The organism is Mesorhizobium sp. M1004, assembly GCF_040318795.1.
Classification (GTDB): Bacteria; Pseudomonadota; Alphaproteobacteria; order Rhizobiales; family Rhizobiaceae; genus Mesorhizobium.
Genome location: NZ_JAMYNB010000004.1, coordinates 227,921 through 253,277 on the forward strand (window position 1 = coordinate 227,921; position 25,357 = coordinate 253,277).

The window sequence follows — 25,357 nt, forward strand, 5'->3', positions numbered from 1 at the left end:
ATGGATGACGAAGCCGAAGTGCCCGAACCCGGCCCAGCATCCTCCGATAGCGGGCGCGAGCGCCGCTGGCGGCTGGCGATCGGCGCCGATGACGAGGCTTCCTCCGCCCTTTCCAGTGATGACAAAAAACTGTCTTCGGCGCTCGATGCGCTTTACGGCGACGGCGCCAATGCCGATTCCGACCCGCGCAAGCGGCGCGGCGGGCTCGGCCGCTCGGCGCCACGCGTGGCGCAATGGATGGGCGATATCCGCTCCTTCTTTCCCGCCCAGGTGGTCCAGATCGTCCAGAAGGATGCCTTTGAGCGGCTGAACCTGAAGCAGATGCTGATGGAGCCGGAATTCCTCAAGGCGATCGAGGCCGACGTCAACCTCGTCGCCGACCTGATCTCGCTGCGTTCGGTGATGCCGGCCAAGACCAAGGACATCGCCCGCACCATCATCGCCGACATCGTTGCCAAGCTGATGCAGCGGCTGGAGCAGAAGACCGCCGAGGCGATCCGTGGCGCGCTCGACAAGTCGCGGCGCACCAACCGGCCGCGCCAACGCGACATCGACTGGCCGCGCACCATCTCGGCCAATCTTCGCCACTACCAGCCTGAGCACAAAACCGTCGTGCCGGAAAAACTGGTCGGCTTCATGCGCAAGCAACGCCGGCTGGTCGATCTCGACGAAGTGGTGCTGTGCGTCGACCAGTCCGGCTCGATGGCGAGCTCGGTGATCTACGCCTCGATTTTCGCCGCGGTGATGGCGTCGCTGCCGGTCGTGCGCACCAAGCTGGTCTGTTTCGACACGGCCATCGTCGACCTGACCGAAGAGCTCAGCGACCCGGTCGAGGTGCTGTTTGGCGTGCAGCTCGGCGGCGGCACCGACATCAACCAGGCGGTCGCCTATTGCGCCGACCGCATCGAGCGGCCGACCAAATCCCACTTCGTGCTGATCACCGACCTCTATGAGGGCGGCAACGGCCAGGACTTGCTGCGGCGGCTTGCGGCGCTGGTCCGGTCCGGCGTCAATGTCATCGTGCTGCTGGCGCTGACCGATCAGGGCCGGCCGGGCTATGATCCGGCGATGTCGGCTTCGGTCGCGGCACTTGGCATACCGGTCTTCGCCTGCACGCCGGACCTGTTTCCCGACATGATGGCGGCGGCGTTGCGGCGCGAGGATATCGGCGCCTGGGCAGCCGGCGCCGACATCAAGCTGATCCGCGCCGAGACGGAGCCGAGCAGTCAGGCCTGACTATTCGAACGAATAGGCAAACCCGTCAGTGGAAGCGCTGACGGTCACCTTGGTCATCTTCTCGCCGTCGAGCGACCGGTTCAGCACGCCGCGGCTGAGTTCCGGCAACAGCGTGTTGGTGAGGATGGCGTCGATCATGCGGCCACCGGACTCGATTTCGGTGCAGCGCGCCTTGACCAGCGCCATGACGCCGTCGCCGATCACCAGTTCGGCGTCGTGGCTGGCGCGCAGCCGCCGCGCGATCTTGCCGAACTGATGGCGGGTGATGGCCTCGATCATCGAATCCGAGAGCGGATAGTAAGGGATGGTCACGACGCGGCCGAGGAAGGCCGCTGGAAACACCTTCAGCAGTGGAGCGCGCAGTGCAGCATCGAGGCCGTCGAGCCCAGCCCTCACCGTGCCGTTGCCGGTCCGCTCCATGATGACTTCGGAGCCGACATTGGACGTCAGCAGGATCAGCGTGTTCTTGAAGTCGATGCGCCTTCCCTCGCTGTCATCCATCATGCCCTTGTCGAAGACCTGGAAAAAGATCTCGTGGACGTCGGGATGCGCCTTCTCGACCTCGTCGAGCAGGATCACCGAATAGGGTTTTCGGCGCACGGCCTCGGTGAGAATGCCACCCTTGCCGTAGCCGACATAGCCGGGCGGTGCGCCCTTGAGCGTCGAGACGGTGTGCGCCTCCTGGAATTCGGACATGTTGATCGAGATCAGGTTCTGTTCGCCGCCATAGAGCGTCTCGGCCAACGCCAGGGCCGTCTCGGTCTTGCCGACTCCCGAGGGGCCGCAGAGCAGGAACACGCCGACCGGCTTTTCCGGCGCTCCGAGCCCGGCGCGGCTGGTCTGCACGCGCTTGGCAATCATCTCCATGGCGTGATCCTGGCCGACGACACGTTCGGACAGCGTGGTGGCCAGCTTGAGCGCCTTTTCGGTCTGGCTGGACAGCATCCGTCCCGTCGGGATGCCGGTCCAGTCCTGGACCACGGCAGCTACCGCATTGCGGTCGACCGACGGCAGGATCAGCGGCGTCTCGCCTTGCGCGGTGGCAAGCTCGGCCATGAGTTCACGCAGCCGCGCCAGATCGGCGGCAGGATCTGACGGCGCAGCTTCGGCAGCCGGCGCTTCGGTCTCGGACGTTTCGGCCTTGGGCGTCTCGGCCTTGGGCACCTTGGTCTTTTCTTCGTCCGGCGCTGCCGGTTCGGCTTCGGCCTCAGCTGTCGCCACCGCATCGAGCGGGACGCCGTCGCCGCGCAGCCGCGCGCGCAGTTCGAGGATCTCGGCAACCAGCGCCTTTTCGCGCTCCCAGCGCTCCTCGGCGGCGGCGAGCATGGTCCCGGCCTCAGTGAGCCCGGCCTCGACCCGCGCCTGCCGGTCAGTTACTTCGATGCCGATCGCGGCCTCGCGGCTGATGATGCCGCTTTCGACTTCCAGCGCCTGGCGGCGCCGCAAAATGTCCTCGACCTCGGCCGGCGTCGCATGCTGCGAGATCGCCACCCTGGCGCAAGCGGTGTCGAGCAGGCTGACCGCCTTGTCGGGCAATTGCCGCGCCGGGATGTAACGATGCGACAGGCCGACCGCCGCCTCGATCGCCTCGTCCAGGATCTGCACTTCGTGATGCTGTTCGAGCACGCCGGCTACACCGCGCAGCATGAGCACAGCGACCGCTTCCGACGGCTCATCGATCTTGACCACCTGGAAACGGCGGGTCAGCGCCGGGTCCTTTTCGATGTGCTGCTTGTATTCGGCCCAGGTGGTCGCCGCGATGGTGCGCAGTTCGCCGCGCGCCAGCGCCGGTTTCAGGAGATTGGCAGCGTCGCCGGTTCCAGCCGCACCGCCGGCGCCGATCAGCGTGTGTGCCTCGTCGATGAACAGGATGACCGGCGTTTCGGATGACTGAACTTCGTCGATGACCGCCTTCAGGCGCTTTTCGAACTCGCCCTTGACGCTGGCGCCGGCCTGCATCAGGCCGACGTCGAGCATACGCACGCTGATGCCTTGCAGGGGCGGCGGCACGTCGCCCTGGGCGATGCGCAGGGCAAACCCCTCGACCACCGCGGTCTTGCCGACACCGGCCTCGCCGGTCAGGATCGGGTTGTTCTGCCGGCGCCGCATCAGAATATCGATGATCTGCCGGATCTCCGGGTCTCGGCCGACGACCGGGTCGATCTTGCCGTCATGGGCGCGCTGGGTGAGGTCTGTGGCGTATTTGGCCAGCGCGGAGTCCCCGCCCGGAGCGCGCCGCGGCGCCTCCGCGGTGGGAGCCACTGCTGCCGTGGCGCCGGCTTCGAGCGAACCGTCCACCACCTCGGCAAAGCGGGCGATGACCCCGTCGGCGTCGATCTTGTCGAATTCGCCGCTGATCTTCGCCACCAGGCCTTCCAGCACCGGCGTCTTCAGGCAGGCGAGCACGATATGGGCGCTGCGGACCTCCTCCATGCCGAATTCCAGCGTCGCCAGGTTCCAGGCCTCCTGGATGGCGTGGAAGATGTGGTCGGAAAATTCCTCGATCGAGGTGGCGCCGTAGGGCAGCTTGTCGACGGCGCGGGTCATTTCGCTGGTAAGCCGGCTGGCATCGACGCCGGCATCGGCAATGATCATCTGCACATCCGAACGCTCGGACAGCACCAGTTGTTCTATGAAATGGACGAGTTCGACGTAAGGATTGCCGCGCAGCTTGGCGCTGTCGGCGGCGGCCTTGAAGGCGCGCAGGCAGACCGGATTGAGCTTGCCAACCAGTTCCTTGCGTTTGAACCCCTGCGACGACCGGCGCTGTTCCATCGAACGTGCTCCTGCAATCTGCCCGTCGACAGCCTGCCACATAAGCAGCCGCTTGACAAAGCGCTTGATGCAGCCGGCCTTTTCCCTTTGTGGAGAGTCCCGCGCCGCCAAATGCAGACAACCACGATTTTTTATAATCCTATGCGATGCGCTTCACATACGAGGTTGGCCAAGCACGCCATGAATTGCGCCATCCGAGACGCAGTTGCACCGACATTCATTAGCGCTCGTTAACTTTTGAGCGGATGGCGAATTGTGGGAATATGCAACCGTGTGCTAACGTTGGGTCACGTACGGTTTTAGAGCCGGTCGCCGGGGGTATCTGTGATCGATCTCGCACTCTGGCTTGCTCCGCTGGACGGTGAAAATCCGTCAGGCGAAGACTTGCGCAACGATCCGGCTTTTCATGAGCTGGAGCGGCTCACGGAGCCGCAGGTCAAGGTCGTCCATGACGGGCGCAACAAGCCAGCCGCGCAATCGACCATTCCGGTCGACTGGCCTGCCGTGCTCGGCAAGGCCGAGGAGTTGCGTTCGCATGGCCGCGACCTGCGCCTGCTTGTCATTGTCGCCCGGGCGCTGGCCAATGAAGAGGGATTGGCCGGACTGGCACAGGGCCTGACCCTGATTGCAAGGACATTCGAGACGCATTGGCAGACGATGCACCCGGCGCTGCGGGCCAGCCCCCAACCACGCGAGGCCGCCCTGCGCCGCCTCAACGCGCTGGCCGACCTGCAGAACGGCCAGGAAGGCCTGCTGGCGAACCTCAGGCAGATGGTCTTCTTCGCGCCGCGTCCCATCGGGCCGATCAGCGGACGCGATCTCGAACAGGGTGCGCTCGACGATCGCGTCATGCTTCAGGAAGCGGCGTCGGGATTGAATGCCACGGAGAAGGCAGCGCTGGTCAGCGCGCACGGACAGCTCCTGAACCGGGTGGGCAGCGGTTGTGCCGCCCATCAGGACCAGGCCGGTGAACAGATGACAGCGCTCATCGCCGGGGCGCACGCAGCGATCGAGGCGCTCGACGCGGTCGATACGGCCCTGAATGCCCGTCTTGACGGCAACGGGGCTGCCGTCCCGGACCTGAAACGATTTTTGCAGCGCGTGCTGACGACGCTGGAACGCAACACGGCGGTCGAGACCACGGAAGAGGCAGCGACGAAGGGGGCTGCCAGCCCGGCTGCTCCCCCGGCAAGCCCGGCCGCGCCGGTCAGAAACGGTCATGGAGCCGAGACGATGGCAAGCTACGCGGAGACCGGTGCGGGGCTCCCGGACAGGATTTCCTCGCGCGACGATGTGGTGAAGTGCCTCGACCTTGTGGTCGCGTTCTACGACCGCACCGAGCCGTCGAGTCCGATCCCGCATCTCGCCCGCCGGGTGCGCAGGATGGTGCACATGGATTTCGTTGAACTGATGGAAGACCTCGCCCCGTCGGGGCTCAAGGAATTCCGGCTGCTCGCCGGCGTTCCCGACGCCAAGAAGACTGCCCAGAAGGATGAAAGGTAGCAACACATGCCAGCCGAAAGCAAAGCGAAGGTCATCGAGCGAAATCGCGCCCCGCGCGTGCAGATCGCCTACGATGTCGAAACCTACGGCAGCCCGACGACGATCGAACTGCCGTTCGTCATGGGCGTGATGGCCGACCTGTCGGGCGCATCGCAGACCAGGGAAGCGTCCAAGACGGTGCTCGACCGTTCCTTTGTCGAGACCGATGCCAACCGCTTCCCCAAATTCATGGAAGCGCTGGGACCCAGGGTCAAGGCGCGGGTGAAGAACACGCTGCCGCAGGCCGAGGGACAGGAGCGCGACGAAGAACTGGCGCTCGACCTGACCTTCACCAAGATGGGCGATTTCGCCCCCGACAAGATCGCCGAACAGGTCCCGCAACTGGCCGAAATCCTCAAGATGCGGCGCCAGCTCGAGGAGCTGCTCGGCTTCATGGACGGCCGCGTCGATGCCGAAAAGCGCATAGCCCAATTGCTGAACAACCAGCCGTTGCTTGGCCAGATCGCCGCCCAGGCGCTGTCCGACGACAAGGGCGAGGAATAGATCATGGCCGAACAGCAAAAGACCGCAGCATCCGTCGCCGAGGCCGAGGCCGTCGATCTCGGTGAATTCAGCCAGCTGCTGGAGAAGGACTTCAAGGTCAAGAAGGACGACAGCGAGAAGCTGCAGCAGCTGGTTCGCAACCTGGCGCTGGCGGCGCAGTCGCGCTCCGAGACGACGACGATTTCGTCCAACTCGATCAAGTCGATCAAGTCGTTGATCGCCGGCATCGACAAGATGCTGACGACCCAGGTCAACGAAATCCTGCACGCGCCGGAAGTGCGGCAGATGGAAGGCACCTGGCGCGGCCTCTGGTATCTCATCAATAACACCGAGACGGATCAGAAGCTGAAGATCCGGGTGATGAACATTTCCAAGGAGCAGCTGGCCGATACGCTCGAAGACTATGAAGGCCAGATGTGGGACCAGAGCCCGATCTTCAAGAAGGTCTACACCGACGAGTATTCGATGCTCGGCGGCGAACCGATCGGCTGCGTCATCGGCGCCTACGAGTTCTCCAACCACCCGCGCGACGTCGGCCTGTTGCGCAACATCTCCGGCATCTGCGCCTCGGCGCACACGCCGTTCATCGCCGCCGCCTCGCCACGGCTGTTCCGCATGGACAGCTGGCAGGAACTGCCCAACCCGCAGGACCTGCAGCAGATCGTCTCCAACCCGGCCTACGCCTCGTGGCAATCGCTGCGCGAGAGCGAGGATGCGCGCTATATCGGGCTGACCATGCCGCGCGTGCTGGCGCGGCTGCCCTACGGCTCGGAGACAGTCCCGGTCAAGGGCTTCTCCTTCGAGGAGGAAGTGCAGGGCGATCACAACAAATATGTCTGGATGAACGCTGCCTTCCCGATGGGCGTCAACATCAACCGCAGCCACAAGCTCTATGGCTGGGGCACCCAGATCCGCGGCGTCGAAAATGGCGGCACTGTGCTTAACCTGCCGGTGCACTCCTTCCCGACCGATGACGGCTCGATCGCGATGAAATGCCCGACGGAAGTCGCCATCGACGACCGGCGCGAGGCGGAACTGGCCAAGCTCGGGCTGATGCCGATCCTGCACCGCAAGAACACCGATCTCGCGGCCTTTATCGGCGCCCATTCGCTGCAGGATGACGAGACGCGGGCGGGCCGCCTGGTCGACCCCGACGCCCAATCCAACGAGCGGCTCTCAGCCAACCTGCCCTATCTGTTCCCGGTCTCGCGCTTCGCCCACTACCTCAAGGCGATTGCGCGCGACAAGGTCGGCTCGTTCAAGGAACGCACCGACATGCAGATCTGGTTGACCGAATGGATCAACCGGTACGTGCTGGCCAACCCGGCCTTCGCCGACGACAAGGCACGCGCCAAGCGTCCGCTTGCCGCCGCCGAGGTGCAGGTCGACAGCGTGGAGGGCCGGCCGGGCTACTACAATGCCCGCTTCTATCTGCGCCCGCACTACCAGCTGGAGGGCATCAACGCCTCGCTCAGGCTGGTGTCGGAATTGCCGTCCGTGAAGACCTGATTGCAGCAACCAAACCTTTGTTTGAAAGCGGTGGAGAACGAAAATGCCCACAATGAAGATCGACGGTTTTCTGAAAGTTCCGGATATCAAGGGGCCTAGCACACGCGACGGCCATGACGACGAGATCGAAATCCATGGCGTCGATTACAAGATGGTCGCGCCCTACGACCCCAATTCCCTCTCGCGCCGAGGCCGCGTGTCGATGGGCATGATCAAGTTCACCAAGCACTATGACAAGGCCTCACCCTATCTGGCCAAGGCCCTGTTCGAAAACAAGGCGCTGGACGAGGTCAAATTCTCCGCGCGGCGGACCATCGACGGCGAGAGCAAGGACTATCTGGTCGTTACCCTGACCGACGCCTCGATCATGGAATACGACATGTCGCAGGCCGATGATGAAGCCGACCTGATCCAGGAGGAAGTCTCCTTCGCCTACAAGAAGATCAAGTTCGTCTATGACGACAATGACGAAGCCGAAATGGATGTCTATGTCGGCAAGTGAGGGGCGAGCAAAGCGCCCTGCCGCCGACAAGGTACAGGCGGGCGGTTCACGGGCCAAGCGCGAGGCGGTACAGCCTTCGCTGTGGGACCGCCTCGTCAACGATCTGCCGGGCCTGAGCTCGGAGATAGACGGGCTCAGGCAGGCTCTGCAGGAGGAGCTTGGCGCAGAGCGCCTGGACGAGCTGCTGGCAGACGGACCGAGGCGCATCGACGCCGATGACGCATTGAACCCCGATCAGAAGCGCCGGCTGCACCGGCTGGCGTTTCAGAACCGGCACCGTGGCGAGCTTGAAAGCCGAGGCATCGTGGTGTCGCCCGATGTGCTGCGCGAGGCCGTGCGGCGCGACATCGAGGCGCTGTTCAACACCGAGCGTTTCGAATCCGCGCCGCTGCTATCCGATCTCGAGGCCGAGCAGATGACCGACAGTCCGACATCGCTGGCCGACTTTCCGGAGGTGCGCCGCAGCGTTGTCAATTATGGCGTGCCGTCCTTCTCCGGCCGGTCGTCGCGCGACTTCGATCGCGATGTTCTGGCACGCGAGATCCGCGCCGTGCTCGCCACTTTCGAGCCGCGGCTGAAGGAGAGCGCGACCAAAGTCACGGTCAACCTCGGCGACAAGACCGGCCTGAAGATCGAGATCGACGCCGTGCTGATCATGACGCCGACGCCCGAGCGCATGCGCCTGCGCACGACGATCAATCTCGATAACGGATTGGCGCGCACCGAGTTCAGGGAAGCCTGAGAGATGGACCGGGTCTTCGTAGAATATTACGAGGAGGAACTGTCCCACATACGCGGGCTGGCGGCGGAGTTCGCCGACATGCATCCGGCGGTCGCCCGCAATTTGTCGCTGGATACGGTGCCGTGTCCCGACCCTTATGTCGAGCGGCTGCTTGACGGTGTCGCCTTCCTCGCCGCGCGCACGCGCCTGAAGGTAGATGCCGAGCGCTCGCGGTTTTCGCGCAGCATCCTCGACGTGCTCTATCCCGATCTCGTCACGCCGGCGCCGGCAACCGCCATGGTGGTGCTGAAGCCCGGCCAGCAGGTGCAGACGATGCTTGCCGGCCACGTCGTCAAGCGCGGCACGCGGCTGGTCTCCAGCTTGCAAGCCGGCCTGTCGACGCGCTGCACCTTCACCACCGCGCAGGACATGACGCTGTTTCCGATCGCGATCAGTTCGGTCGGCTATTTCCAGGACCGCAGCGCGCTTGCCGCCGCCGGCATCGGCCCGATCGCCGGGAAGGCCGGCGAAGCGGCACTTCGCATCACGCTGGCGCGGACCGGCAAAGGCAAGCTCGACGAACTGGCGCTCGACCGGCTCGACTTCTATTTCGCCAACCGCACCAAGGCGCCGCTGATCTTCGACGCCATCTTCGGAGTCTGCTCTGGTGTCGGCGCTCGACCGGAAGGCAAGACCAATCCATTGTCGCCGCTACCGCCGCCGGAGATGGTCGGCATTGCCGATGCCGAGGCGCTGATGCCGCGCACGCGGCCGACCTTCGAAGGCTACCGCCTGCTGCGCGAATATTTCATGATGCCCGAGCGCTTCCATTATGCGCGCGTCACCGGCTTGCTGCCGGTCGTGCGTAAATGCCAGGCCGGGCTCGAAATCGTCTTTTTGTTCAGGCGTCCCGTGCCCGAGCTCGCCGACCTGACGCCGGCGGATTTTGATCTGTTCGCGACGCCGATCATCAATCTCTTCGAGCGCGAGTGCAACGTCATCGAGCTCGACCAGCGCAAGACGCGGCAGGTGTTGCATGCCGACCGTACGCGGGCGCGCGACTTTGAAATCTACCGGGTCATCCGCGTCGAGGACGCCGATGCCGAGGGGCCCGATGCCGAGATACCGGAGCTGTTCAGCCTCGGGCAAAACCGCGGCAGCGGCTGGGTCTATTCGACCGAGCGGCGGCCGCGCCGGCCAACCGAGGACGAGCGGCGCCAGGGGGTGACCCGCACCTCCTATGCCGGCGACGACGTCTTCCTGGCGATCTCGCGCCCGGTCCACAGCCAGGCCAACAGGCCGCTCAAGCGCGTCGATATCATGGCGCTTTGCACCAATCGCGACCTGGCCATCCTCGACGACACGCCGACCCTGACGCTGGAAGCCGGCGACCCTGTGGAGACGGTCCGGCTGCTCGGCGCATTGCGTTCGCCGCAGCCGGCGATCCCGGCAGCGCTGCCGACCGGCGCCGACGGCGAGTCGCGCGCCGACGACCTGGCCTGGCGACTGGTGTCACAGCTGGCGCTCAACTTCCTCAGCCTGGCCAAGGAAGGCCGCGGCGTCGATCCGCTGCACGCGCTGCTCGATCTCTATGCCGAGCGCGGCGACCCCGGGCTCGCCCGCAATGTGCGCTCGATCGTGCGCATCGACTCGCGCGCGGTGATCGAAAGGCTGGCGATCGAAGGGCCGATGTGCTTCGGCCGCGGCACGGAAGTGACGCTGCATGTCGACCAGTCGGTGCTGGCGGGACAGAGCACTCTGCTGCTGTCGGGCCTGCTGTCGCGGCTGTTTGCCCGCCATGCCGGCATTAACGGGTTCGTGCGCACGCGCACGCGGTTGCTCCAGAAACAGGAGGATGTGCCATGGCCGATGACGCCCGGCAATCGCTACCTGATCTAGAGCGAGCCGCAACCCTGTCCGAGAGTTTCGACTTTTTCGAACTGCTGCGCCGGCTCGAACGGCAAGGCGGCCTGTTCGGCCATTCCGGCCGGCCGGACCGCGAGCCGGCAAGGCTCGGCCAGAATGTGCGGCTGTCCTTCGCAGTGCAGGACGTGGTGGATTTCCGCGAGCCGACGGACAAGTCGCCGGCACGCGTCACGGTCAACAATCTCGGCCTGCTCGGACCCGAAGGGCCGATGCCACTGCATCTGACGCGCTGGGTGCTCGATCGCCTGTCGCAACGCTGGTATGCCGGCGCCGAGGCGCGGCAGACGAGCGACACGACCTTCGTCGATTTTGTCAATATCCTGCAGCACAGGATGATGGCGCTCTACTATCGGGCCTGGGCGGATGCGCATCCGGCTGTGCAGGTCGAACGCGGTGTCGGCGGCCGCGTCCGTTCCATGCTGGAAGCGATGGCCGGCATCGGGCTGCCGGGCACGCAGGATGCCGAACTCGATACAGTAAAACTTCGCCAGGCCGCCTCGCTCGCTGCCCAAGTCGACGGCCCCGAGCGACTGACGCTGTTCCTGGCCGAAGCCTTCAAAGTGCCGGTGGTGCTGAAGGAGTTCGTCGCGGCCTGGATGACCATCCCCAAGGCGCTACAGACGCGGCTTGCCGGCAGCTATGCCACGCTCGGCCGCAGCGCCACCATCGGCCCGCGCAGCTTCAGCCGGCAGAGCCGCATCGAGCTGCGCATCGGCGCGCTCAGCTATATCGATTACAAGGCCTTCCTGCCGGGCGGTGAGCGGCTGAAGCTGTTGAAGCAGGCGGTGCGCGACCTGATCGGCGAGACCATCGATGTCGATCTCAGGATCGTGCTTGCGGCAAAGGCAGTGCCGCCGGCGAAGCTCGGCACCGTCCAGCTTGCCCGCACCACCTGGCTGGCGCGACCGGTCGAAAAGGGGGACGCCGACGACATGCGGTTGCGGACCATCGTCGGCTGGCGGGAAGAGGTGGCGGCATGAGCCTGCTTCTGACTCTCGAACAGGGACCACGCGCGCAAGTCACGCGGCAGGCGCGGCTGGACGAGGGCGAGCTGGTAATCGGCCGCAGCGCCGACGCCGACTGGCAGATCAACGATCCCGACATGTTCGTCTCGCGCGCCCACTGCAAGATCACCAGCAAGCAGGGCGGCTATTTCGTCACCGATACCTCCAGCAGTGGGTTGTTCATCGACGATGCCGCCAGCCCGCTCGGCGCGGGAAATACCGCGCGCCTGCAAAGCGGCATGCGACTGCGACTGGGCGACTATGTGGTGTGGGTCGATTTGCAGACGGCGAAGACCGAGGCGCCGGCCTCCAGGCCTTCAGCGCCTGCCAGTAAGCCGGCGGCGTCGCGGGCGCCGGTCAGCCTCGGCGGCGACGATTTCTTTTCGTCCACCACGGAAGAAGAGCCGGGACGGCCACGCCCTGCCAACCTGCCCGATCCATTCGAAAAGCCGGTGCCCGGCGCATTCGCGCGTGCGCGGTCCGATGAACGCAGCTCGCAGGCGTTCGACGATCCGTTCAGCCTCGACCCTGTGGCAACGCCGGTGGCCGAGACCGCCCCCGACAAGGGTGTTGGCAAGCCGCTGTTCGACGATCCCTTCGGCCTCGATTCCGCACCGCTGTCGAGAGAGCCGAGCAGATCCAGTTCCGAGCAGCCGCCGGCCTACGATGACGGGTTTGGTTTTGGCCCGGCCGAGTCCACCAGTCTCGACGCAGGCGCGACGGATGGCGGCGCAGTGGATGCGCCCTCGCCTGCCCCGGCGCCCTGGGATCTGCCGGTCCGCGCGGCCGAGGCATCGCCACAGCGGCCACCGCCAACCCCGCCTCCACCGCCACCACGTGCTCCTGTCCGGCAAGCTGCTGCGCGGCCGTCGACCGGACAGGCGGACGCGGAATTGCGCGCCGCTTTCCTGCGCGGCATGGGCATGGGCGAGTCCGATTTTCCCGGCAGCGATCCGGTGGCCGACATGGAGAAGTTCGGCCGCGAATACCGGCTGATGATGGAAGGGTTGATGCAACTTTTGCGCAAGCGCGCCGAAGAGAAGGGCAACGCCCGCGTCGCCCAGACCGTGGTTGGCGCGTCCGAGGTCAACCCGCTCAAATTCCTGCCTTCGGTCGACGATGCTCTGGTGACCATGCTGGCCGAGCGCAGCCCCGGTTTCCTCGGCGCCGAAGCGGCGATCAAGGACGCGGTGCGCGATCTGGCGCAGCACCACGTTCGTGCCTGGCGCGGCGTGCAAGGCGCGCTCAAGCGCATGATCGACCGCTTCGATCCGGCGGCGATCGAGCAGGAACTGAAGTCGAGTTCGGCGATCGGCAATCTGCTGACCGGCGGGCGCGGCGCCAAGCTCTGGGAATTGTACCAGAAACGCCACCGTGAAATCGCTCACAGCGCCGAGACGCGCTTTCTGGGCGAAATCGGCGCTGATTTTAGGGACGCATATGAGGAGGACTGAGACATGATCGACAGACGCGAATTCATTCTGGCCATCGGGGCTACGGGACTGCTGACGGCTTGCCAGAGCGGCCCGCCTAAACCCTCCGTCATAACGGTCAATTTGGCCGGTGGGGCCGGCATGAACCCGGGACCGGGCGGCGGCGACAGGCCGGTAACGGTAATGGTCTTACGGCTGAAGAGCACCGGCGCCTTCAATTCGGCCGACTATTTCGCCCTGCAGGGCGGTGCCGGCTCCGCACTTGGCGGCGATCTCATCGGCTCCGACACGATTTCCGTCGGACCCGGCAAGACCGCATCGAAGACCATCACGGTCGAGCCGGAAGTGGCAGCACTCGGCTTCGTCGCGCTGATCAGGGAACCCGGCGGGCGCAACTGGCGTACGACCAAATCGGTTTCGCCGGGATCAAAGTTCACCGTCAATGTGAAGCTCGGCAGCGGCGGCATTTCCGCCTAAAGCGCGTCGCGTTTGAACGCGATCCAGGCGACGCGCTTTAGGTCTTTGTTTTTATGCATGTCGTTCTCTCAAAACCGTGACCACTTTTGAGCGACATGCATTGGGCGGCGAAATCCGCAAAGCCGCGCGAGGCGATGAGCAGGAAGCAGAGAGTGTCGGCATGAGCGATGCAAACAGGGTGCTGTGGTCGGAGGGACTGTTCCTCCGCACCCAGCATTTCCAGCAACAGGACCGCTTCTTCGAAGCGACGGTGCGCGGCGCCTTGCAGGCCGGGCATCTGCATACGTTCGGCTTTCGAACGCTGATGCTCGATCAGGCACAGCTCGATGCCGGCCAGATCTCGGTGCTTTCGGCGCGCGGCATCTTTCCCGACGGGACGCCGTTCGCGATCCCTGAGACGATGGATGCGCCGCGGCCGCTGGCGGTGACGCCGGAGATGGGCGCGGGGCCAGTGCTGATCGCACTGCCGCTCGAACCGCCCGGCGGCGTCGGCTTCGACCCGGCTCACGCCGAGCCGTCAGGCGCACGCTATCGCGGCCGGATCGTCTCGGTGCGCGACGCCGTGCATGGCGGCTCCGATCCTGAGGAAATCGAGATCGCACGGCCGCAGGCGCTGTTGCTGGCGCCGGGCACGGCCGTCGGCGGCTACACCGCGCTGCCGGTGGCCGAACTCAAGGGCGTGCGCGCCGATGGCGGCGTTGCCTTGGACGACACCTTCCTGCCGCCGACCTTGGTCATCGGCGCGGCGTCCTGGTACAGCCGCCTGCTGCAGGAAGTGGTCACCGGCCTTGACCAGATCGCCGAGGCGCATGGCAAGATGGTGCTGGGCGGCCCCGGGCGCAGCGTCGAGGATCTTCTGATCCTCAATTTGGTCAACGCCGCGCGGCCGCGGCTGGCGCACATGCTGGCGCAGGATGTCTTCCATCCGGCTGAGGTCTACATGGAACTTGCCGGCCTTGCCGGCTCGATGGCGACCTACGGTTCGAGCGCAAGGCGGCTCGGCGAACTGCCTGTCTACGACCACATGGCGCCCGGACCCGCCTATTCGGCGCTGGCCGATGCGCTGCGCTCGCTGATCCTCAGCCTGCGCTACATCGAGCCGAAATCGCGCGCCCTGCCGGTCATGCGCCATGCCACCAATGTGTGGAAGATCCGCATCGACAACCCGAAACTTCTGGTGGCGAGCCGCATCGTGGTGCGGATCGGCTCCGAACTGTCGGAGGATGCCTTGCGCAAGATTTTCGTCAACCAGGCGACCGTCGGCTCGGCCAGCGAATTCGAAGGGCTGTGGAAATCACGCCTGCCCGGCATTCCGCTGAAGCCCCTGCATTCGCAACCGCGCGAAATTCCCTATGACGGCGACCGGCTGTGCCTCGAACTCGACCAGAAAAGCGAGCACTGGGCCTCGCTGCTCGAAGCGCCCGGTTTCGTGATCGGCGTTTCGGGCGTGCTGCCCAGCGAACCGCAGGTCGACTGCTACTCGGTCAACAGGTGAGATGATGAGCAGGGACGATCCATTCGGACTGTCCGAGGATCGGGAGCGGACGCGCATTCGGCTGAGCGGAGCGACAACGCCGCGCGCCATGCCGCTGCCGGCGTCAGGGGTGACTGCGAAACGCTCCGCGCGCGCGCATCCGAACGTGCTCGTCAACGCGTTCTCGCCGCTGCTGGAATTTGCACCCGAACTCGAAAACGCGCAGCCGCCGGAGAACCCGGAAGCCCTGCGCACCAGGCTGCTCGACGAACTTGTGCGCTGCCGCGACACCACCATGGCGCAGGGCTCCTCGCTCGAGCGCGCCGACCAGGCCGCGTGGCTGGTGGCTGCGTTGCTCGATGATCTGGCGCTGAATACGCCGTGGGGCGGGGCCAGCGCCTGGCCGCGCCAGCCGCTGGTGGTGATGCTGCGCGGCGACGTCGATGCCGGCGCGCAGTTCTTCGCCCGGCTCGAAGAGCTTGAACGCCATCCCAATCGCGACCGCGAAATGCTGGAGTTGCAGTATCATTGCATGGCGCTCGGCTTCCGCGGCAAATATCGAGTGCCGGGCCGCTCCGGCGACCGTTCGCTCAATGCCGTGCGTGTGGCGGCCGCGCGTTTCCTGCGCGACAGCGACGCCGAAGGCGCACCGCTGTCGCCCAACTGGAAGGGCGTGATCGCCTCCGACGAACCGCAGCGCTTCATCGTGCCGATCTGGGTGATGGTTGCGGCAGCGGCGGTGATGGCGACAGCCATCCATATCGGCCTGTCGATGAGCCTGAGCAGCCAGGCGGTCGAGCTTTCGGCGCTGGTTCGCGCCTTGCCGCCGCCGACGCGTACGGATGTCACCCGCGCTTCGCCGAAGGTCGACGCGCCGCCGCCGGTGGCCGTGGATTTCGCGCTGCTGCCGGAATTCCAGGCGGCGGCGCCGGATGAGCTCAAGAGAGCGCTGAGCGGCACGGAGAGCGTGTCGCTGGCGCGGCTGGTCATCCAGGCCTCCAATCCCGAACTCTTCCAGTCGTCGCGCGCGCAGCTGACAGACGGCTTCGATCCGCTCATCGCCTCGGTCGCCAGGGTGATCCTCGAGAACCAGGAGCTGATCGGCGATATCACCGTGGTCGGCCACACCGACGGCGTTCCCTTGCAAAAGACCAACCCACTGTCCACCAACCAGCGGCTGTCGGAAGCCCGCGCCGCGGAAATTGCCGATATCCTGATTCAGAACGGCGTGCCGAAGGAGCGCGTGCGCTCCGAAGGCCGGGCCGCCACCGATCCGGTGGCCGACGACGGCACACGCGAAGGGCGGGCCTTGAACCGCCGCGTCGAAGTGCTGGTCGAAAAGAGGCTGTGACATGTTCATCCTGCGCTTCCTCTGGGCGGTCCTGACTTCGCGTTTCCTGTGGACGCTGATCGGCCTGGCGCTGCTGTCGCTGATCATCTGGGTATTCGGCCCGATCGTACGGGTCGGCGACTATGTGCCGATGGCGTCGGAGACGGTGCGCATCGTCATCATCGCTCTTCTGGTGATCTTCTGGCTGATCTGGCTGATTGTCGCGCAGCGCCGCGCGATCCGCGCCAACCGCATGTTCGTCGCCGAGATTTCCGCCCCGGTCGAGGAAAAGCGGCTCAGCCCGGGCGAGGAAAACGTCGCCGCGGTCGGCGCCAAGTTCCAGGACGTCATGGTCGAGTTGAAGCGCCGCAAGCTCGGCGGCCGCAAGTTCCTGCGCGAGATGCCGTGGTATGTGATCGTCGGCCCCCCGGCGACCGGCAAGACGACGGCCTTGCGCCAATCCGGCCTCAACTTTCCGATCGACCTGACCGACGATCTGCAGGGCATCGGCGGTACCCGCAACTGCGACTGGTTCTTCTCCGAAAACGCAGTGATGATCGACACCGCCGGGCGCTATGTCCAGCAGGAAAGCCAGCCCGATGTCGACGCCGTGGAATGGCTGGGCTTCCTCGACCTGTTGAAGAAGCATCGTGGCCGTCGTGCGCTCAACGGCGTCATCGTTGCGCTTGGGATCGACGCGCTGTCCGAGGGCGACGAAGCCGTCAAGGCGCATGGCCGCAAGATCCGCAGGCGCTTGGCCGAGCTCGAAGAGCGGCTGGAAATCCGCTTGCCGGTCTATCTCATGCTGACCAAGGCCGATCTGATCAGAGGCTTCGAGGCTTTCTTCGGCGGCCTGTCGACGGCGGCGCGCGAACAGGTATGGGGGACGACCTTCCCGCTCGACGCGCGCGTCGATGCCAAGGCGATCGCGGGTGAAATCACGACGCTGTCGAGGGAGCTGGAAAAGCGGCTGGTGCCACGGCTGGAGGATGAGGACAAGCTGGCCGAACGGGCCGAGATCTTCCGCTTTCCCGCACAGCTGCAAAGCCTGTCCGAGCCGATCCAGGTGCTGGTCGAGGCGATGTTCGGCGAGAGCCGCTACGAGGAGGCGGCCTGGCTGCGCGGCCTCTATCTGACCTCGGCGACCCAGGAAGGCGCGCCGATCGACCGGCTGACCGCGGCGCTCGCCTCCTCCTTCGGCCTGCCGGCACGACGCACGATGCCGGCGCAGCGCTTCGAGAAGCGCAGCTTCTTCCTCAAGAACCTTTTGACCGAGGTGATCTTCAAGGAGGCCGGACTCGGCACCTTCGATCCGCTGGCGCAGCGCCGCCGCAGCTGGATCTGGCGCGGTGCCGCCGCTGCCAGCGCGGCTGCGGCCATACTCGCCGGCGGCCTGTTCACCTGGTCCTACTACGACAATCGCAACGCCATCGCCGCGCAAGCCGGCCAGTTCGAAGCGCTGCAGGCGCCGCTGACGTCGACCGCGGCGACGCCCGCCTCGGTGCTGCAGCCGGCGATGGACGTTGCCCTGACCGCCATGGACGAAGTCGTCAATGCCAGGACTGCGCCTCCGAACAAGGCACAGGACCTGCTCGGACCATCGGCTTCGGCCGAGATGATGCGGGCGCAGACCGACACCTATGACCACGCTCTGCGCAACGTGTTGGAGCCGCGGATGGTGGCGCTGCTCGAAGCGACCATGTGGCGGCAGATCCGCGATCCGGACTTCATGCTGGGCGCACTCAAGACCTACCGCATGATGACCGGCCTGTCTCAGATGGACTCCGACTTCGTCGAGAATTGGTGGGTGAACGACCTGCCCGAATTCGCGCCGGCCGCGCCCTTCCCGACCGCCGATGCGGAAGAACACCAGTTGGCCGCGATCCGGCGCATGGCGGTTGACGACAGCTACATCGCGCCCGACCAGGCGCTGGTCGCCGAAGCGCTGAAAACGGTCTGCACGATCTCGCTGCCGGCGCGGGCCTACAAGCAATTGCTGGCCGATCCGGCGGTGGCCGGATTGAAGGAATGGATCCCCGCCAATTTCGCCGGGCCGAACGGCGCCAAGGTGTTTTCGCGACGCTCCGACAAGACGCTGCGCGTCGGCATATCAGGCGCCTTCACCTATGACGGCTTCCACGACGCGATCCTCGACCGGGTCGAGGATGTGGCCGCCCAGGCGGCACTCGACCGCGCGGTGTTTGCCGGCGGTTGCTCGGAAAATTCCGAGACCTCGGTGTCGGCGCTATCGGAAGATATCCTGAAGCTCTACTATGACGATTACATCGCGCAGTGGGACAGTTTTTTGCGCGACATGCGGCTGGCGCCGCTCAGCGACCTCAACATTGCCAGCGAGAATCTGAAAGACCTTTCCAGCGCCGATTCCGCGCTGAAGCGGCTGCTGACGGCGGTGGTCCAGGAGGTCGACCTCACCCGCTCGGACGAGGCGCCGACCGACGACAAGGCGGCGGCGAAGGGCGGCTCGAAACTGCTGGGCAAACTCGGCAAACTGGGCAAGATCGTCAAGACTGGCGCCAAGCTGCTGCCGCGCGCAGGATCGGCCAGCGAAGTCGACCTGACCGGCACGCTGGTGGCCGAACACTTCAAGCCGCTCAAGAGCACGATTGCCGAGGTCGACGGCCAGCCGCCGGCGCTCGATGCCGCGGTCGTTGCGCTGACGGCGCTGTCCAATGTGCTGCAAACGGTGACCGCCAATCCCGACCCGCAGGACGCGATCAAGAAACAGGGCGGGCTGGCCGAACTGACCGGCGCCGTCGCCCGCCAGGCACAGATCCTGCCCGACCCGGTCAACACCTGGCTGAGCGGCATTGCCGGCGACACCAGCGGGTTGACGCAGAAGGCCGTGGCCTCCGAGCTCAACGCCATCTGGCGCGCCGATATCCTGCCCTTCTGCCAGGCCGCGCTCAACGACCGCTATCCGTTCAGCCCAGACAGCGCCGTCGACGTCAATGTGCGCGACTTCGCCCGCCTGTTCGGACCGGCGGGCATGATCGACGGCTTCATCAACGACCATCTGCTCGGCTATGTCGACACATCGGCGCAGCCATGGAAATGGCGCGCCGATTTCGGACTCGATCCGTCGGCGCTTGCCGCCTTCGAGCAGGCGCGGCGCATTCGCGACGATCTCTTCCCTGGCGGCCAGGGCCCGGTGATGGCCTTTACGCTGGAGCCGACAGACCTGTCGCCCAACGTCACCCGTGTCACGCTCAATCTCGACGGCCAGAACCTGGTCTATTTCAACAATGCGACGCGGCCGCAACCGATGACCTGGCCCGGCAAGGACGGCACCGGCGTCATCTCGCTCGCCTTCCAGCCGATCGACGGCTCGCCCGAAATCATGCTCAACGAGACGGGTAGCTGGGCGTGGCTGAGGATGCTGCGCGGCGGCCGCTTTACCGGCACCTCGCTGTCCGACGTCTACAGCCTGCGGCTGGGGACGAAAGGCATGTACGCCGACTTCAAGCTGAAGGCGGCGAGCGTGGAAAATCCCTACAACCTCCAGATGTTCAAGAAATTCTCATGTCCGCCGCAGATCTGATCCTGCCTGGCTTCTACGGCAAAATGCCCGCCACCGGCGACTTCGTCAGCCGGCGGCTGACGGGCGAGTTCGTGCGGCTTTGGGACCGCTGGCTGGCGCAGCATCTGGTGCCGCTGTTTGGCCAGGACATCTGGCCGCCGGCCACGGCGCTGCGGTTTCTGGCCGGCCCGAACTCCTTCGGCGCGTCGGCGGGCATCATCCTGCAGAGCGCCGACAAGGTGGGCCGGAAATTCCCCTTGAGCATTGTCGCCGTGCTACCCGAAACGCCTGTCTCGCTGACGCATGCCGAGGCATGGTTTGCCGGAATCGAGGAGGCCGCCAGCGCCGCCCAGCGGGGCGAACTGACGCCCGACGAACTGGACGCAGCGCTCGGCGAACTGCCTGTGCCGCCTGCTGAGCCGGGCGAAGAACTGATCGCCGACATGGTGATGTGGACGGCGCACTCCGACATTTTCGACATCGACCCGCACTCGCCGCAAGCGACGCTGGAGACAATTCTCGCCGGCAGTTGGGAGACGAGCTGATGCAGATCTGGAACCAGATGGGCTATCCGCATCAATTCACCGTGGGCACGGACAAGGCCGCCCATGAGTGGATTGTCGTGGTGGTGAAAGGCACGTTCGACTTTCCCGCAACGCCAGGCGGACCGGTGCAGAAATCGGCGGAGCAGGTACCGCTGGTCATGGCCGACACGCAGACCGGTGAACCCGGCTATTCCGCAACATTATGGGAAACCGATTTCGCTTTCCGCAAGCCACGCTGCGACATCATCGCCAATGGCTGTGCTTACGCCCCAAACGGGAGACCAGCCGAGCGCGTGCCGGTCGGCATCAAAGTTGGAAATTGGTCGAAACTCTTCGAGGTGGTGGGCACGCGTGAGTGGCGTGCCATCGGGCCAATGTTTGCCGCTACAGCGCCGCAGCCGTTCCTACGCCTGCCGATTTCCTACGACGTTGCGTGGGGCGGAACTGACCGGCTCGACCCCGAGGACAAGGCGCCGGCAAGTTACAGATACAACCCGGTCGGAACCGGCTGGTCGCGTGCCAGGAACCAGCGGCTGATCCCGGGCCTGCGCCTTCCCAACACCCAAGCCGTCGGCGAGGACATCCGCTCGCCGTTCAGCGACTACAGGCCCATGAGTTTTGGTCCAATGGGCCGTGGCTGGCCTGGCCGGATCGAGTATGGCGGCACCTATGACGACAACTGGGTAGCCAACATCTTTCCATTCCTGCCTCCGGATTTCGATGAGCGCTATTTCCAGATGGCGCCGTCCGACCAGCAGATCGACCAGCCGAAAGGTGGCGAAGAAGTACATCTGGTCAACCTGACCCCTGAGGGCCGGGTAAGCTTTCGCCTGCCACAGACGGCATTGCCGATGACGCTGTTCAGAGAGCGAGAACTCTCATTTCAAGGAGAAATCCTTCCCGACACCATTTTGTTTGATCCCGAGAACCGCTGCTTCTCGCTGGTCTGGCGCGTGTCTCAGCGCATTCATCGCACGATCCTGGACTTCACCGAATGCTGGATTGGCCCGCCGACGGAGTCGATGTTGCGAGCGCGAGCCACTGGCCGGGACTATATACGCGCCGTTGGGGCCGCGCCCGAGGATGAAGCCGCATGAGCGCAGCGATTAATGTCGTTTCGATCGGCATGGTGACCGCCGTCGGCCTCGACGCGCCCTCGTCATGCGCAGCAATGCGAGCCGGGGTAGACGGATTTCAGGAGACAGGTTTCCTCGCCGCGGGCGGAGAGCGCCTTATAGGCGCGCCCGTTCCCTTGCCCGGTGACTGGGTCGGCGAGAAGCGTATGGCCTACCTTGCCGCGATGGCGATCACCGAAGCTTTTGCCGGCGCGCCGGAGGCGCGAGGTGACGCCGCCCTCATTCTATGCCTTGCCGAAAACGACCGCCCCGGGCGGCCGGCCTCGGACGGACAGCGCATGCTCGCGCGCATAGCCGCGATCACCAAGCTGACCAGTCCCAACAAGGCACGGATCGTGGCGCACGGTCGGCCCTCCGGGCTGGTCGCATTGAAACAGGCCCGCAGAATCTTCTCGGCCGGCGAAGCCCCTTTCGTGATGATCGTCGGCGTCGACAGCTACCTGACGGCGGGCACCGTCACGCACTACTTTACCGAAAACCGGCTGCTGGTTCCAGACAACCCGGACGGATTCATCCCCGGCGAGGCGGCCGCCGCGATCCTTTGCTCCCCCCGGGCGACCGCCGGCAGCCTTCACCTGCATGGCCTCGGCTTCAGCCGAGAGCCCGCCTTCATCTACAATCCGGATGATCTGGCGTCGCGCGGTGACGGCATGACCGCCGCCTACCGGACCGCACTTGAGGAGACCGGTATCGCCATGCATCGTGTCGGCTATCGCATCTCCGACCTGATCGGCGAAAAATACTGGTTCAGGCAGAGCGCTCTGGCCACCCTGCGGCTCACCCGTGGCCGCCGCGAGTTCATGGATATCTGGTCGCCCGGTGAAACCCTAGGTAATGTCGGGGCCGCCGTGGTCCCACTCATGCTGGGTTGGGCATTCACCGCTGCCGTCAAGGGCTACGCCATGGGTGAATCCGTGCTCGTTGAAGCCTCCAACGACGCTGGCGCCTGCGGGGCCGCCGTCTTTGCAGGACGGGCCGTCTGATGGGAAACGTCTTCGCCAACGGGCTGGAAATTTCCGGCCAAGGGAGCGACGGTAAGACAATTGCGGCGTTTCCGGACGTCTGCTTCACCCCTCCGGAAAATCCCGCGACTCCTCCCGGCGTACCTATCCCGTACCCCCTGTTCGGGGTGTCCAGCGATACCGAGCAGGGTACTGGAACGGTCAAGATCTCCGGCAAGACCGTCAACATCAAGAACAAGTCCGACCTTTCAAAGACCTCTGGCGACGAGGCCGGGTGTGCGGCCAAGAAGGGCATCATCACCTCGACCAATACCGGCAAGGAATACTTCAATTCCTGGTCCAACGACGTGAAATTCGACGGAGAGCCGGTGATCCGGTTCACCGATCTGTCGACCAACAACCACGCCTCTACAGCCGCAACCGCAGCCGTTCCTTGGGCCCATATCCTGACAGTCAATATGGGCAATGTGACTTGCGGAACCCTTCTGCAAAAGCACAACATGAGACTTCACGCTCACGAGGATAAGAAATGTCCAGCCGGATATGAATCCGAGCACTTTGTTAGCAACGAATACTTTCAAGGCGACCGCGAGCACAATATCTCATATCCAAAATGGAAAAACTATGATCAAAATACTGCCCCTTGCGTCTGTATTCGATCGTACAAACACAAAAAGGGCGGAGGATATCAGTCAGGAAAGGGGAGCAAGAAGGGATCCCCACACAATCTAAAGACCAACATGATGAGCGACTACAACACTAGGCGGCTCAATCAGGGGCAGCCGCCGAGGTTGAGAGGTGGTGTCGACAAGGCTGTCGAATCCGTTACAGTCAACCACAAAGAGTCTAAGAACGCCAGCCCAAAGACTAGAGAAAACATCCAGAAATGCCTCAAGATGATCTTTATGGCTTATATCCAGAGTGTTGTGGTTCCCGCAAAAACACAAGAAGAACTTGGTAAAATGTACACGATGCGCTAGGAGCGCTTTTTGCAATGGCCTTGAAAACTCCCTTCGCCAATCTCGAACCAGATCAGATCGACGTAGAGGTAATGAGCGCGTTTCATCTTGAGGGGAGATATTTCAGTGTATCGGTTCAGCTAAGTGATGAAAACGACGAAATCGGGCATTCATACCTGCTGAAAGTTCTGTTCGACGGAAAGACACTTCGCTACGAGACACTGCTTGAAGTTCCAAACCTTATCCTCGCGCATGTCAGCCCTACTCCAATCGACCATGTAGCATTGGAAATCGGCGGCACGACCCATTTCCTCCACGGCACTGCGCATGCGACCAGTGGGACCCCCGACCAGTTCTTCAACAAGCTCTACCATCAGGAGGGCGGCGCAGTTTATTTGTATGGCGAACATGGAACCGTGTGCGTGGCCGAAGGCCATGCGTGGCGAACAATCAAGCCGATCGCCAAATCGTTCCTGCGGGCCATGCATGGCCCGCGAAACGGTCCGGTTCATGTGGCGGGAGACGACGGCACATTGCTTCGCCTTGCCGGCAATGGTTGGAAGAGAATTCCTCTGAATTTCAACCGCTCTATTAATGCGCTTCAAGTCGCCGAGGATGGGGTTGTAAACATAGGTTGCGAGGACGGTTATTGTTTCCAGTACTTCGAAGACGACCTCGCGGCCATCGAAGCGCCTGAACGGGACTTCTTCTCGATTTGCGAGTTCAAGGGCAAGCGCTACTGGGGCGACGATGAGTACGGCCTCTATGTCCAGAAGCGGTTGAAGCTCGCTCCGCTCAAAGAGTTGGGCTACGGCTATGCGATGCAGGCATCAAGCGAATTCCTGGTTGTGGTTGGTTGGAAGGAAGTCTTCTTATTCGACGGGTCGACGTGGGTCGGGTTCGAGTTCGGATACAACAAGGGCCTTCATGCCGGCATAATCGATATGTCTCGCAGGTTTTTGTGAAACCTGCCGGGAGAGAAAAGCCTCAAAGGCCTGCAACTACCGCCGTCCAGCCGCCAAGTAGCCGCGCACCTTTTCAAGGTCGAGTGCTGCAATCCGCGGCGGATCGGGAACAGAGAGCATACGCAGGACAAAGAGTTCGCCAGCTTCCGGAAAGGCCTCGTAAGCTTTTGTGGCGATCGCCAGCCCCTCGGGCCCGGCCACCCTCAAGCCGTCCAAATGTGCCTCGATCCTTGCAACGAGGCGCGCGAGACGCACCTCGTCCATGTCAGGGTTCTCATCTGGATGAAGCAGGTGATAGTCATACACCGTCCACAGGAATGCCGCCATCTCGGCGTGCTGACGGACGATTTCCGGGAGGACAGGCACCGGCATCAATTGAGATTCACGGATCCGCCGCGGATACGGTTTACGGCGCTGGCATGACTGGTCAGATAGGTGCCACGTATCGTGATATGGCCGTCCTTTTCCATGATGATCGTCGCCTTGCCACAGCGCAGTTCAATCCGCTCGTCGCCGACGATTTTCACACTCCCGCCATCGCGAATGACCTGTGCCGGCGCAACCTTGCGCGCTGGCTCGACGATCCGGCCGACGATAAGCGGCCGTCCCGGATCGCCCTCCTGAAACAGCAATGCCACCTCAACTCCGATCATCGATGAGTTGAGTTCCGTCAAACTACGGGCCGGAATCGCAGTTTGCTTCGGGTTGCCGGGGAAAACCACCAACGGTGCTTCCTCGCCGAAGCCCAGGAAAACACCGATCACCACCCCTTCGATCTTCTCAATGGTTTTGGTCTTCCCAATGGTCCTAGTCATAGCG

Annotated in this window: 21 protein-coding genes; 18 read left to right on the top strand and 3 right to left on the bottom strand. The window is 64.1% G+C overall.

The window, feature by feature from the left end; translation table 11 throughout:
- On the top strand, positions 1-1,236 hold the full coding sequence (locus NKH54_RS10400; protein ID WP_353028148.1) for a VWA domain-containing protein: 1,236 nt from the start codon (positions 1-3) through the stop codon (positions 1,234-1,236).
- Here the strand turns inward: NKH54_RS10400 and tssH are convergent, their stop codons facing one another.
- Complete coding sequence (tssH, locus tag NKH54_RS10405) at positions 1,237-4,011, bottom strand: type VI secretion system ATPase TssH (protein ID WP_353028149.1); 2,775 nt, start codon at positions 4,009-4,011, stop codon at positions 1,237-1,239.
- A gap of 324 nt (positions 4,012-4,335) precedes the next feature.
- On the opposite strand from tssH, the gene tssA reads away from it, so the two are divergent.
- The 17 genes from tssA to NKH54_RS10490 all read left to right on the top strand — a co-directional run bounded on the left by tssA (position 4,336) and on the right by NKH54_RS10490 (position 24,538).
- Positions 4,336-5,514 (top strand): type VI secretion system protein TssA, encoded by a 1,179-nt coding sequence (gene tssA, locus NKH54_RS10410; protein WP_353028150.1) that lies wholly within the window; start codon positions 4,336-4,338, stop codon positions 5,512-5,514.
- A 6-nt stretch (positions 5,515-5,520) separates the two neighbouring features.
- Positions 5,521-6,057, top strand: a complete 537-nt coding sequence (gene tssB / locus NKH54_RS10415; protein ID WP_023673718.1) for a type VI secretion system contractile sheath small subunit — start codon at positions 5,521-5,523, stop codon at positions 6,055-6,057.
- A gap of 3 nt (positions 6,058-6,060) precedes the next feature.
- Positions 6,061-7,566, top strand: coding sequence for a type VI secretion system contractile sheath large subunit (tssC, locus tag NKH54_RS10420; protein ID WP_023682611.1), 1,506 nt, complete (start codon positions 6,061-6,063; stop codon positions 7,564-7,566).
- A gap of 52 nt (positions 7,567-7,618) precedes the next feature.
- Entirely contained in the window at positions 7,619-8,068 is a 450-nt protein-coding gene (locus NKH54_RS10425; protein WP_023673716.1) for an Hcp family type VI secretion system effector, read from the top strand.
- Entirely contained in the window at positions 8,055-8,810 is a 756-nt protein-coding gene (tssE, locus tag NKH54_RS10430) for a type VI secretion system baseplate subunit TssE (RefSeq protein WP_023682612.1), read from the top strand. Before NKH54_RS10425 ends, tssE begins: the two co-directional genes overlap by 14 nt.
- A 3-nt stretch (positions 8,811-8,813) precedes the next feature.
- Positions 8,814-10,688, top strand: coding sequence for a type VI secretion system baseplate subunit TssF (gene tssF / locus NKH54_RS10435; RefSeq protein WP_353028151.1), 1,875 nt, complete (start codon positions 8,814-8,816; stop codon positions 10,686-10,688).
- Positions 10,652-11,695 carry a type VI secretion system baseplate subunit TssG gene (tssG, locus tag NKH54_RS10440; RefSeq protein ID WP_353028152.1) on the top strand — a complete coding sequence of 348 codons (1,044 nt, stop codon included), beginning with the start codon at positions 10,652-10,654 and terminating at the stop codon, positions 11,693-11,695. The genes tssF and tssG overlap by 37 nt, the downstream gene beginning before the upstream one ends.
- A complete protein-coding gene (tagH, locus tag NKH54_RS10445) occupies positions 11,692-13,173 on the top strand; it encodes a type VI secretion system-associated FHA domain protein TagH (protein ID WP_023729248.1) in 1,482 nt (493 codons plus the stop codon). Before tssG ends, tagH begins: the two co-directional genes overlap by 4 nt.
- A 3-nt stretch (positions 13,174-13,176) precedes the next feature.
- A complete protein-coding gene (tssJ, locus tag NKH54_RS10450; protein ID WP_023687030.1) occupies positions 13,177-13,629 on the top strand; it encodes a type VI secretion system lipoprotein TssJ in 453 nt (150 codons plus the stop codon).
- A 160-nt stretch (positions 13,630-13,789) separates the two neighbouring features.
- Positions 13,790-15,124 carry a type VI secretion system baseplate subunit TssK gene (gene tssK, locus NKH54_RS10455; RefSeq protein ID WP_023825972.1) on the top strand — a complete coding sequence of 445 codons (1,335 nt, stop codon included), beginning with the start codon at positions 13,790-13,792 and terminating at the stop codon, positions 15,122-15,124.
- A gap of 4 nt (positions 15,125-15,128) precedes the next feature.
- Positions 15,129-16,454: a type IVB secretion system protein IcmH/DotU gene (icmH, locus tag NKH54_RS10460; protein WP_353028153.1), complete on the top strand. Its 1,326-nt coding sequence runs from the start codon at positions 15,129-15,131 to the stop codon at positions 16,452-16,454.
- A 1-nt stretch (position 16,455) separates the two neighbouring features.
- Positions 16,456-19,992 carry a type VI secretion system membrane subunit TssM gene (tssM, locus tag NKH54_RS10465; RefSeq protein WP_353028154.1) on the top strand — a complete coding sequence of 1,179 codons (3,537 nt, stop codon included), beginning with the start codon at positions 16,456-16,458 and terminating at the stop codon, positions 19,990-19,992.
- Positions 19,974-20,516: a type VI secretion system-associated protein TagF gene (gene tagF / locus NKH54_RS10470; RefSeq protein WP_353028155.1), complete on the top strand. Its 543-nt coding sequence runs from the start codon at positions 19,974-19,976 to the stop codon at positions 20,514-20,516. The genes tssM and tagF overlap by 19 nt, the downstream gene beginning before the upstream one ends.
- Positions 20,516-21,613: a DUF2169 family type VI secretion system accessory protein gene (locus tag NKH54_RS10475; RefSeq protein ID WP_023804380.1), complete on the top strand. Its 1,098-nt coding sequence runs from the start codon at positions 20,516-20,518 to the stop codon at positions 21,611-21,613. The genes tagF and NKH54_RS10475 overlap by 1 nt, the downstream gene beginning before the upstream one ends.
- The gene (locus NKH54_RS10480) at positions 21,610-22,635 is read left to right on the top strand and encodes a 3-oxoacyl-ACP synthase (RefSeq protein ID WP_353028156.1); all 1,026 of its coding nucleotides are present in this window, start codon (positions 21,610-21,612) and stop codon (positions 22,633-22,635) included. Before NKH54_RS10475 ends, NKH54_RS10480 begins: the two co-directional genes overlap by 4 nt.
- Complete coding sequence (locus tag NKH54_RS10485) at positions 22,635-23,594, top strand: DUF4150 domain-containing protein (RefSeq protein WP_353028157.1); 960 nt, start codon at positions 22,635-22,637, stop codon at positions 23,592-23,594. The genes NKH54_RS10480 and NKH54_RS10485 overlap by 1 nt, the downstream gene beginning before the upstream one ends.
- Positions 23,595-23,608: 14 nt before the next feature.
- Positions 23,609-24,538: a hypothetical protein gene (locus NKH54_RS10490; protein WP_023804383.1), complete on the top strand. Its 930-nt coding sequence runs from the start codon at positions 23,609-23,611 to the stop codon at positions 24,536-24,538.
- Between the two features lie 36 nt (positions 24,539-24,574).
- Here the strand turns inward: NKH54_RS10490 and NKH54_RS10495 are convergent, their stop codons facing one another.
- Both NKH54_RS10495 and NKH54_RS10500 read right to left on the bottom strand, forming a co-directional pair.
- Entirely contained in the window at positions 24,575-24,910 is a 336-nt protein-coding gene (locus tag NKH54_RS10495) for a hypothetical protein (protein ID WP_023804384.1), read from the bottom strand.
- A complete protein-coding gene (locus NKH54_RS10500; RefSeq protein WP_353028158.1) occupies positions 24,910-25,353 on the bottom strand; it encodes a DUF6484 domain-containing protein in 444 nt (147 codons plus the stop codon). Before NKH54_RS10500 ends, NKH54_RS10495 begins: the two co-directional genes overlap by 1 nt.
- Positions 25,354-25,357: the final 4 nt, after the last annotated feature.